The sequence below is a fragment of the Subtercola sp. RTI3 genome, assembly GCF_035018625.1.
Taxonomy (GTDB): Bacteria; Actinomycetota; Actinomycetes; order Actinomycetales; family Microbacteriaceae; genus Subtercola; species Subtercola vilae.
This window is the reverse complement of record NZ_JASJXO010000044.1, coordinates 23929-32433: the sequence shown is the minus strand read 5'-3', so window position 1 is coordinate 32433 and position 8505 is coordinate 23929. Positions and strand designations below refer to the sequence as shown.

The window sequence follows — 8505 nt, the reverse complement described above, 5'->3', positions numbered from 1 at the left end:
CAGATGTGTATAAGAGACAGGTCAGGGGGTGGCGACGAAGCGGGCGCCGAGCCAGGCGAGGAGGTCGGCGACGACCTCGTCGCGGTTGGTCTCCCGCAGAACCTCGTGGCGGGCATCCGGATACGTGATGACCGTCACATCGTGCAGGCCGCTTCTGGCGCGGTAGGCGGCGGCCAGCTTCTGCACGCTCTGCTCGCCGCCCAGAACGTCGTCGGTTCCGGCCAGTATCAGCACGGGAACATCGGAGTCGAGCCCGCGCGCCGGCCGCCCGAAGAGCCGCAGCCCGTCTGCCACGCCGAAGAGGGCGAGCACCTTCGCATCGAACATGAGGTCGTCGGCCGCGGCGGCGGTCTGCACGGCCACGTCGCGGCTCAGCCACTCGTAGCCGTGGCCCGATCCGTCGGCCGGGCGGTGCCGACGCGAGAGGTCACCGCCATCCATCGAACCCGGCATGCGGTACGCGGTGCCCACGAGTACTGCCCCCGCGTAGGGCGCCGATGACAGGTTCAACACCTTCTGCGCCATCAGCGAGCCCCAGCTCTGCCCGAGCAGCACAATGGGAACGCCCGGGTTCTGGCTGTTGATGAGCGCCGTGAACTGCCGGATGCCCGCCACTGTGGCCCTCAGGCCGCCGGGGCCGAGCCGCCCCAGTTTCGCCCGATCGCCGCCGTACTGGGCGAGCCCGGTCTGACCGTGGCCCCGATGATCGTTCGCGTACACCGAGTAGCCCGCATTGTTCAGCTCGATGGCGAGTTGCTCGTAGCGCAGTGCGTACTCGCCGAGCCCGTGTGCGAGCTGCACGATCGCCCGCGCATCCGGAACCAGCCACTGGTAGTAGCTGATCGGCACGCCCTGTTCGTCGTTGAAAGTAGCCACGCTTCATTGTGCCACCGCAGGCTGCACGCCAGCCGCCCGCGCCAGCCGCCTGGCCCAGCCGCCCGCGGCGGCCACCCGCGCCGGCCGCCCCTCACACCTCGCGCGTGATCTCGACCTTCACGAACAAGCGCGACCCGAACGGCCCCGCGTACACCCCGCGCAGCGGCGCGACGTCGTTGTAGTCGCGCCCGCGACCCACGGTGACGTGCCGATCGCCGATGTCGATGGAGTTGGTGGGGTCGAACCCGCGCCAGTCACCGCAGAACCACTCGACCCACGCGTGCGACTCACCGGTGACGGTCTCGCCGACAGCGGCCGACGGTTTCGGGTGCAGGTAGCCCGACACGTAGCGCGCCGGAATTCCGACCGAGCGAAGTGCGCCGAGCGCGATGTGCGTGATGTCCTGGCAGACGCCCTTCTTCTCGACCCACGCCTCCCTGGCGTTGGTGTGCACGCCGGTCACCCCCGTCATGTACTGCACCTGACGGCCGATCTCACTGCAGATCTCGAGCGCCGCGTCGCACGCGTTGTCGTACCGGGCGGCGATCTCCCGGGCGAGTGCGGCAACCTCATCTGGTGGCTCGGTGAGCCCGGTCTGCTTGACCTGCTCGATGGTCGACGTCACCTTCGCCGCAGCGTCACGCAGGGCATCCCAGGTCAGCACGTGGGGCGGATGCTCGCGCGGCCGAACCTCGATCAACGAGTTCGCCGTGAGGCTCAGCTCTTTGTGGGGGGTGAGCACCTCGAACGACGACACGCGGGTTCCCCAGTAGTCGAGGTACGTGTGGTTCGACGAGAGCGGGGTGATGTCGAGGTTCGAGTAGAGCACGAACTGGCCCTCGCTCGACACGGGGAGCATGCGGGCCTCGTTGTACGACGCCTGCACCTCGCCCTCGTAGCGATAGCCGGTGACGTGGCGAATACGCAAGCGGTTCATACGTTCTCTCCCACCCAGCTCGGCGCCGCATTGGTTGGAAAGTAGCGCTGGCGAATGGCCTCGGATGCCTCGCTCGTGGCCTCTTGAACCAGGTCCATCTGGTGCGGCAGGTCGTGCAGAATGTCCATGATCGGTCGGTACTCCAGTTGGCTGCGAATCTGTCCGAGCAGGCGTTGGGCCTGGTCGGTGACGGCAAGCCGGGTGTTTCGGGGTTCGATGTCGCGGAGGCTCTGCTCGGCACGGGAGACCGAGAACAGAATCGAGCGGGGAAAGAGCCGGTCGAGCAGCAGAAACTCGGCGGCGTTGCGGGCGGAGGGTACGCCGCGGTAGGTGCGCAGGTACGACTCATAGGCCCCGCACGAGCGGAGGATCGTGGTCCACGACGGGCCGCTGGCCTCGGTGAGCGAGCGGGTCGCGAGCAGACGGGCCGTCATGTCGGCCCGTTCGAGCGAGCGGCCGAGGGTGAAGAAGTGCCACGCCTCGTCGCGCGAGGCCGCCGACTCCTGAATTCCCACGGCCAGCGCCGAGCGCTCGCGCACCCAGGCGAAGAACTCGTGCGTCTTCTCGACGGCGATCTTTCGCGGCATCTTTGCGCGAGTCGTGTTCAGGCACTCCCACAGCTCTGTTGACACGATCTCGCGGGCGCGCCGCGCGTTCTCGCGAGCGGCGCCCAGCGAATAGGCGATCGACGCGGGCTGCGCGCGGTCGACCGCGAGAATGGCCAGCACGTCGGCTCGGGTCAGTTCATGGTCATCCGGAGGTATCTCGGCGCCCATCACCGCCAACAGCGAACGGCAGGCGAGGTTCTCCTCGATCCACGGGTCTTCGAGCAGCAGCTGCAGGTGCACGTCGAGAATGCGGGCGGTGCCGTCGCTTCGTTCGATGTAGCGCCCGATCCAGAACAGGCTTTCGGCAATACGGCTCAGCATTACTCGGCTCCCACGGTGGTGTCGACGGCAGTCAGCTTCTCACCCAGCACCAGCGGCGGCAAGGGGGCGTGCTGCTGCTGCTCCTGCTGTTGCTGCTCCTGCTGGTCTTGGTGCGAGCGCGGCTTGTCGTAGGGTGACTGGTCGGGCACGTGCTTCACGATCGGGATGGCCTGCGTGTTCGCAGCCTGGTCGGCCACCAGCCCCTGAATGTTCTGGGCCACCTGCGCCGTGCCGTCGATGGGCGAGAAACCACCCGCGAAGCCCACCACCCAGGTGTCTTTCGAGCCTCCGCCCTGCGAGGAGTTCACCACGAGCTCACCCTCGGGAAGAGCCACGCGCGTGAGGCCGCCGGGCAGCACCCAGATGTCTTTGCCGTCGTTCACCGCGAACGGGCGGAGGTCGGCGTGCCGCGGGCGCATGCCCTCTTCGACCAGGGTCGGAATGGTCGACAACTGCACCACGGGCTGCGCGATCCAGCCGCGGGGGTCTTTGAGCAGGCGTTTGCGAAGAGCGTCGAGTTCTTTCGCCGAGGCTGCCGGGCCCACGACGAGCCCCTTGCCACCCGAGCCGTCGACCGGCTTCACCACGAGCTCGCTCAGCCGGTCGAGCACCTCTTCGAGGGCTCCCGGGTCTTCGAGCCGCCACGTGTCGACGTTGGGCAGAAGCGGTTCTTCGCTGAGGTAGTAGCGAATCAGGTCGGGCAGGTAGGTGTAGACGAGCTTGTCGTCGGCCACGCCGTTGCCCACCGCGTTCGCGATGGTGACGTTGCCCAGGCGCGCCGCGAGCAGAATGCCGGGCGAGCCGAGCATCGAGTCGGCACGAAACTGCAATGGGTCGAGAAACTCGTCGTCGACACGTCGGTAGATGACGTCGACGCGGGTGGGGCCGGCGGTGGTGCGCATCCAGACCCGGCCGCCGGAGCAGAACAGGTCGCGGCCCTCGACGAGCTCGATGCCCATCAGGCGGGCGAGCAGGGTGTGCTCGAAGTAGGCCGAGTTGTAGACGCCGGGCGTGAGCACGACCACGTTGGGGTCTTCGACACCTTCGGGGGCGCTTGCCCGCAGCGCCTGCAGCAGCTTGTTGGGGTAGTCACCCACCGGTCGCACCCGCATCGATACGAAGAGCTCGGGCAGTGTCTGCGCCATCACCCGACGGTTCGAGATGACGTAGCTCACGCCGGAGGGAACCCGCACGTTGTCTTCGAGCACGCGCCAGGCACCCTGCTCGTCGCGAATGAGGTCGATGCCCGAGACCTGGATGCGCACGCCGTTCGCCGAGACGATGCCAGCCGCCTCTCGGTGGAAGTGACTGGATGAACTCACCAGCCCGGCCGGAATCACCCCGTCGCGCACAGCCGACTGCGCCCCGTAGATGTCGGCGAGAAAGGCTTCGAGCGCACGAACGCGCTGCTTGATGCCCGCCTCGACGTTCACCCACTCCTTCTGTTCGATGACCCGGGGAACCGCGTCGAGCGGGAAGGGCCGCTCTTCACCCGCGAAGTCGAACGTCACACCCTGGGCGAGGTACGAACTGGCGAGTGCGTCGGTGCGACCACGCAGTTCTTCCTGCGTCATGCGAGCCAGCGCGTTGTAGATGTCTTTGTACGCAGCGCGGGCTTCGACGGGCGATGACGAGCTCGGCTCAGGGAACATCTCGTCGAAGGCGGGCGCCCCTTTGATGGGCTTACGGGGCAGGAGTGTGGCGCCATAGCCGGCGAACAGGTCAACCATGGTGCGAGCCTAGTGGCCGTGTGTTGCCGGTGTGTTTCTGGGATATTTGCGGCTCACACGCGCTTCAGCCGTGGTCAGAACGGGGTACGCAGGTGTCGGCGTTCTTGCATAGTTAGGGTGACATGCCCCCCGTGCTGGTGACAGAACTGATGTGATGACGCCGAACATCGCGATCGCCGTGTTGCCGACCCCTGGGGGAAAAATGTCTAGATTCACAAGCAGCAAGAAGCGCATCGCGGTCATCGTGACAGCAGCCGTTCTCGTTCTCGCCGGAGGCGGCGCAGCCTTCGCCTACTGGACCTCGACGGGCAGCGGCGTCGGCAGCGCCACCACGGGCACCGACACCGCCTTCACCATCGCCTCGACAACGGCCGGCTCAGCCCTCACGCCCGGTGGCCCCACCGACACCGTCACTTTCATCGTGACGAACCCCGGTACCGGCAACCAGAACCTCACCGCCATTACCGCGGCCGTCGCCACGTCGACCGGTGCTGCCTGGACCACGGTTCCCGGATGCTCGGCTGCCGACTACACGGTGGGCACCCCCGTCGTGATCTTCGGCACCATTGCCCCCGCCGGTACCCTCACCGGCACCGTGACCATCACCATGAACAACACAGCAGCGAACCAGAACGCCTGCAGGGGTGCCGCTGTTCCGTTGTACTTCGCAGCCAGCTAGCCGCCAGGGGCCTGGCCCCCACCACCCGAGGAGCGCCGGGAACGGACAGTTGAACCATGAACACCGCACCACCCCGACACGGCAGGGAGCCTCACGGAACATCGTGGGGCGCCCTGCCGTTCGTCGTGCGCGCCGCGAGCTGGGGCACGGCGAGGTGGGGCACAGTGAAATGGGGCTCGGCGAGGTGGGGCCTGGCGGCTCTGGCGTTCGTTCTGGTGCTGGCACTGGCGGGCGTGGCCGGCTCCAGCCCCGCTGAAGCGTTCTGGCGGTCGACCGGCAAGGGCGTAGGCACAGCGACAACGGGAACACTGAACCCGGCGACGGCCGTGACGGTTCCGGCGACCAGCACGGGAACACTCACCGTGAGCTTCACCGCGTCGAGCAGCGTTCCGGCGCCCACCGGCTACTACGTCACGCGCACGATCGGCGGCGTGGCCTCTGCTGCGTGCGGCACCTCGGCGAGCGCCCTGATCACTGCGCTCTCCTGCAGCGACACCGTGACGGTGAACGGCAGTTACACGTACACCGTCATCGCCGTACGCGCTACATGGACGGCCTCGAGTACCGCCAGCGCAGCCGTCGTGGTGGGCATCCCGACCAAGCTGGTCTTCACCACGCAGCCCTCGGCCGTGGTGGCCGGGGTCGCCGTCAGCCCGGGCGTGGCTGTGACCATCGAGACCGCGGCGAGTGTGGCCGTGCCCTCGGCGGGAACAAGCATCACACTCGCCATCGCCACGAACCCGGCGGCGGGAACGCTGTCGGGAACCCTCACCGCCACGACGAACGCGAGCGGTGTGGCCACCTTCTCGACCCTCTCGGTGAACAAGGCCGGCGTCGGGTACACGCTGGCGGCATCCAGTACCGGGCTCACGGGCGCCACCAGTTCGGCGTTCACCGTGACCGCGGCCGCGCCCAGCAAAGTGGTCTTCACGTCGGCGGCCCTGACCGCCACCACCTCGGCGAGCGCCAACCTCGGGCCGGTGACCCTGGCGCTGCAGGATGCGTTCGACAACGCTGCGATTGCACCGACCGGCGGGTACACGGTGGCGCTGACCACCACGTCGACGGCCGGCACCACGGGCACCGTCTTCGCCCCGACCACCGTTGCCACGACAACTGCTCTGGTGCGCTTCGCCGCCGGGGTGAGCACGACGACGTTCTTCTACGGCGACAAGCGGGTTGGCACACCCACCCTGACGGCGGCGATCACCGGGCTCACCTCTGCCACACAGACAGCGACGATCACCATCGGCACACCAGTGCTCACGTTCACGGTGAACCCGGCGGCGAGCGTCAAACAGAACACGAACATGACTCCGGCGCTGCAGGTGACGATCGCCGACCAGTTCGGCAACGTGGGATCGGGCGCGGTCACGCTCTCGATCAGCGCGAACTCGAGCCTGCTCGGGCTGCTCGGCACCATCGGCGGCACCACCACGGTGACGGCGGTGAGCGGTACGGCAACCTTCAGTACCATTCAGATCAACGGGCTGCTCGCCGTGGGCAACGGGTACACCCTGCAGGCTGCCTCGACGGGTGCAACCAGCATTCTCAGCACGGCCTTCAACGTGACGCTGTGACGTGCGAACCGCTGGCGAACACCGGCCTGGCACCGCTCTGGCCGCTCGGAGTCGCGCTGGCGCTCGTGTTGGTGGGCGTGCTCGTGCTGCTCGCGCGGAGTCGGCGGCGCGGTCGGAGGAGACTCTCGGCCGCAATGGTGCTGCTTGCGGTCGCGGCGGCAATGCTCGGTACGGCGAGCGGCCCGGCCTCGCCCGCACTGGCGGTGACCGTCGGGCAGTGCACGCCGGGCATCGGCGGCCCGGGCGGCATCGGCTCGGAAGATCAGGGCAATGACGGCGACACCCCCGACAGAACCGTGACGCTCGCCATCGTGCAGACCTCCACGAACGCGGGGCTGGCTCCGGATGCCCCGGCCAGCGCCCTCGCCGGCATCGTCTCCAACGACGGCGCCCACAGCGTCTACGTCACCCGCATCACCGTCAGTATCAGCGCGGTCACCGCCGCAGACGGATCACCCCTCGCCGCGTGCGATGCCAGCGACTACGAACTGGCGAACTCGGAGATGGCGGTGAACCGCACGATCGACCCCGGTGAGGGCGCGGCGTTCGGTGGGGCATCCATCGGCTTCATCAACAAACCGGTGAACCAGGATGCCTGCAAGAACGCGACCGTCTGGTTGCGCTACCTCAGCTCGTGACGACCTTCTCGGTGCGCCACAAGCGCGCTCAGCCCGCGAGCACCGGCTCGGCCACGACGAGAGCGGTCGAGTCGCGCACGACGAGTTCGGGGGCGAACACCACCTGCTGGGGCTCGTAATCTGCCGAGTTCTCTGACTCGGCGAGCAGCAGTTCGACGGCGGTGCGGCCGATGAGCGTGCTCGGCTGGCGAATGGAAGTGAGCGGCACCACGGTGGCCGACGCGAACGCGATGTCGTCGTACCCGATGAGGGCGATGTCGTCGGGTACCCGCAGGTTGCTCACCATGGTGAGTCCCTGCAGCACTCCTACGGCGAGCAGATCGTTGGCGGCGAACACGGCGTCGGGCCTGGCTCCCGGCGCTCTGGCGGTGATGAGTTCGCCGATGCGCCGACCCTCGAGCACAGTGAGGGCCCGTGTGCCCAGCACCTCGAGGGTGGCACCCGGCACCGAGTTGAGGGCTCGACTGGCCCCTTCGAGCCGGTCGGCGACCTGCCTGATCTTGGTGGGCCCGCCGACGAACGCGATCTTGCGCCGGCCGATCGACAGCAGATGTTCCACGGCGAGCGCGCCGCCGGCCACGTCATCGACCGACACCGAGGAGAACGAGGTGTCGGAGATGGCGCGGTCGACCAGAACGGTGGGAATGTCTCGGGTGCGAAGGCGCGTCACCTGGGGCCAGATCTCCGCCACGGGCGAGATGAGCATGCCGCGCACCCGCTGCTCTTCGAACAGCGCCAGGTGCGCCGTCTCGCGGGCGGCGCTGCCGTGGCTGTTGCCGAGCAGCATGGCGAACCCCGCCTCTGACGCCCGGTCTTCGGCGCCCTCGGCGAGGTCGGTGAAGAACGGGTTGCCGATGTCGAGCACCAGCAGCCCGATGCTCCGGCTGCGGCCGGCTCGCAACTGCCGGGCCGCGTCATTGCGCACAAAACCGAGCTTGTCGATGGCATCGTGCACCCGTCGCAGGGTCGACGGCGACACCCGGTCTGGCCGGTTCAGCGCATTCGAGACCGTGCCGAGTGACACCCCGGCCAGGGCAGCGACATCACGAACGTTCACTGCTGCCATGTCGTCACCCTTTCGTCACACACTCTCGAATCATCTGCTCCGCACTCGGCCGAGCCGCGTTCAGGCCCGC

8 protein-coding genes are annotated in these 8505 nt (G+C 67.9%); 3 read left to right on the top strand and 5 right to left on the bottom strand.

All coding sequences use genetic code 11. The features are described 5' to 3' along the window. Window positions 1–21: 21 nt before the first annotated feature. From QN358_RS14460 to QN358_RS14445, 4 genes are all read right to left on the bottom strand, one after another. Window positions 22–876, bottom strand: a complete 855-nt coding sequence (locus QN358_RS14460; RefSeq protein ID WP_323512786.1) for an alpha/beta hydrolase — start codon at window positions 874–876, stop codon at window positions 22–24. A 91-nt stretch (window positions 877–967) separates the two neighbouring features. After that, window positions 968–1813 (bottom strand): transglutaminase family protein, encoded by an 846-nt coding sequence (locus QN358_RS14455; RefSeq protein WP_136642811.1) that lies wholly within the window; start codon window positions 1811–1813, stop codon window positions 968–970. Beyond that, window positions 1810–2742 carry an alpha-E domain-containing protein gene (locus QN358_RS14450; protein WP_136642810.1) on the bottom strand — a complete coding sequence of 311 codons (933 nt, stop codon included), beginning with the start codon at window positions 2740–2742 and terminating at the stop codon, window positions 1810–1812. Before QN358_RS14450 ends, QN358_RS14455 begins: the two co-directional genes overlap by 4 nt. Then, window positions 2742–4472 carry a circularly permuted type 2 ATP-grasp protein gene (locus QN358_RS14445; RefSeq protein WP_323512785.1) on the bottom strand — a complete coding sequence of 577 codons (1731 nt, stop codon included), beginning with the start codon at window positions 4470–4472 and terminating at the stop codon, window positions 2742–2744. Before QN358_RS14445 ends, QN358_RS14450 begins: the two co-directional genes overlap by 1 nt. Window positions 4473–4674: 202 nt before the next feature. On the opposite strand from QN358_RS14445, the gene QN358_RS14440 reads away from it, so the two are divergent. Genes QN358_RS14440 through QN358_RS14430 form a run of 3 tightly spaced genes read left to right on the top strand, consistent with a single transcriptional unit; the run spans window position 4675 to window position 7369 of the window. After that, window positions 4675–5151 (top strand): hypothetical protein, encoded by a 477-nt coding sequence (locus QN358_RS14440; RefSeq protein WP_323512784.1) that lies wholly within the window; start codon window positions 4675–4677, stop codon window positions 5149–5151. A gap of 56 nt (window positions 5152–5207) precedes the next feature. After that, entirely contained in the window at window positions 5208–6731 is a 1524-nt protein-coding gene (locus QN358_RS14435; RefSeq protein ID WP_323512783.1) for a hypothetical protein, read from the top strand. Then, complete coding sequence (locus tag QN358_RS14430) at window positions 6728–7369, top strand: hypothetical protein (protein WP_136642806.1); 642 nt, start codon at window positions 6728–6730, stop codon at window positions 7367–7369. The genes QN358_RS14435 and QN358_RS14430 overlap by 4 nt, the downstream gene beginning before the upstream one ends. A 28-nt stretch (window positions 7370–7397) precedes the next feature. Here QN358_RS14430 and QN358_RS14425 read toward each other — a convergent pair whose 3' ends face one another. Further along, window positions 7398–8435, bottom strand: coding sequence for a LacI family DNA-binding transcriptional regulator (locus QN358_RS14425; RefSeq protein WP_136642805.1), 1038 nt, complete (start codon window positions 8433–8435; stop codon window positions 7398–7400). Window positions 8436–8505 lie beyond the last annotated feature (70 nt).

Bases quoted from the DNA above. Each gene is read 5' to 3' on its own strand.
- QN358_RS14455 (WP_136642811.1), bottom strand. From the start codon at position 1,813: ATGAACCGCTTGCGTATTCGCCACGTCACCGGCTATCGCTACGAGGGC.
- QN358_RS14450 (WP_136642810.1), bottom strand. From the start codon at position 2,742: ATGCTGAGCCGTATTGCCGAAAGCCTGTTCTGGATCGGGCGCTACATC.
- QN358_RS14445 (WP_323512785.1), bottom strand. From the start codon at position 4,472: ATGGTTGACCTGTTCGCCGGCTATGGCGCCACACTCCTGCCCCGTAAG.
- QN358_RS14440 (WP_323512784.1), top strand. From the start codon at position 4,675: ATGTCTAGATTCACAAGCAGCAAGAAGCGCATCGCGGTCATCGTGACA.
- QN358_RS14435 (WP_323512783.1), top strand. From the start codon at position 5,208: ATGAACACCGCACCACCCCGACACGGCAGGGAGCCTCACGGAACATCG.
- QN358_RS14425 (WP_136642805.1), bottom strand. From the start codon at position 8,435: ATGGCAGCAGTGAACGTTCGTGATGTCGCTGCCCTGGCCGGGGTGTCA.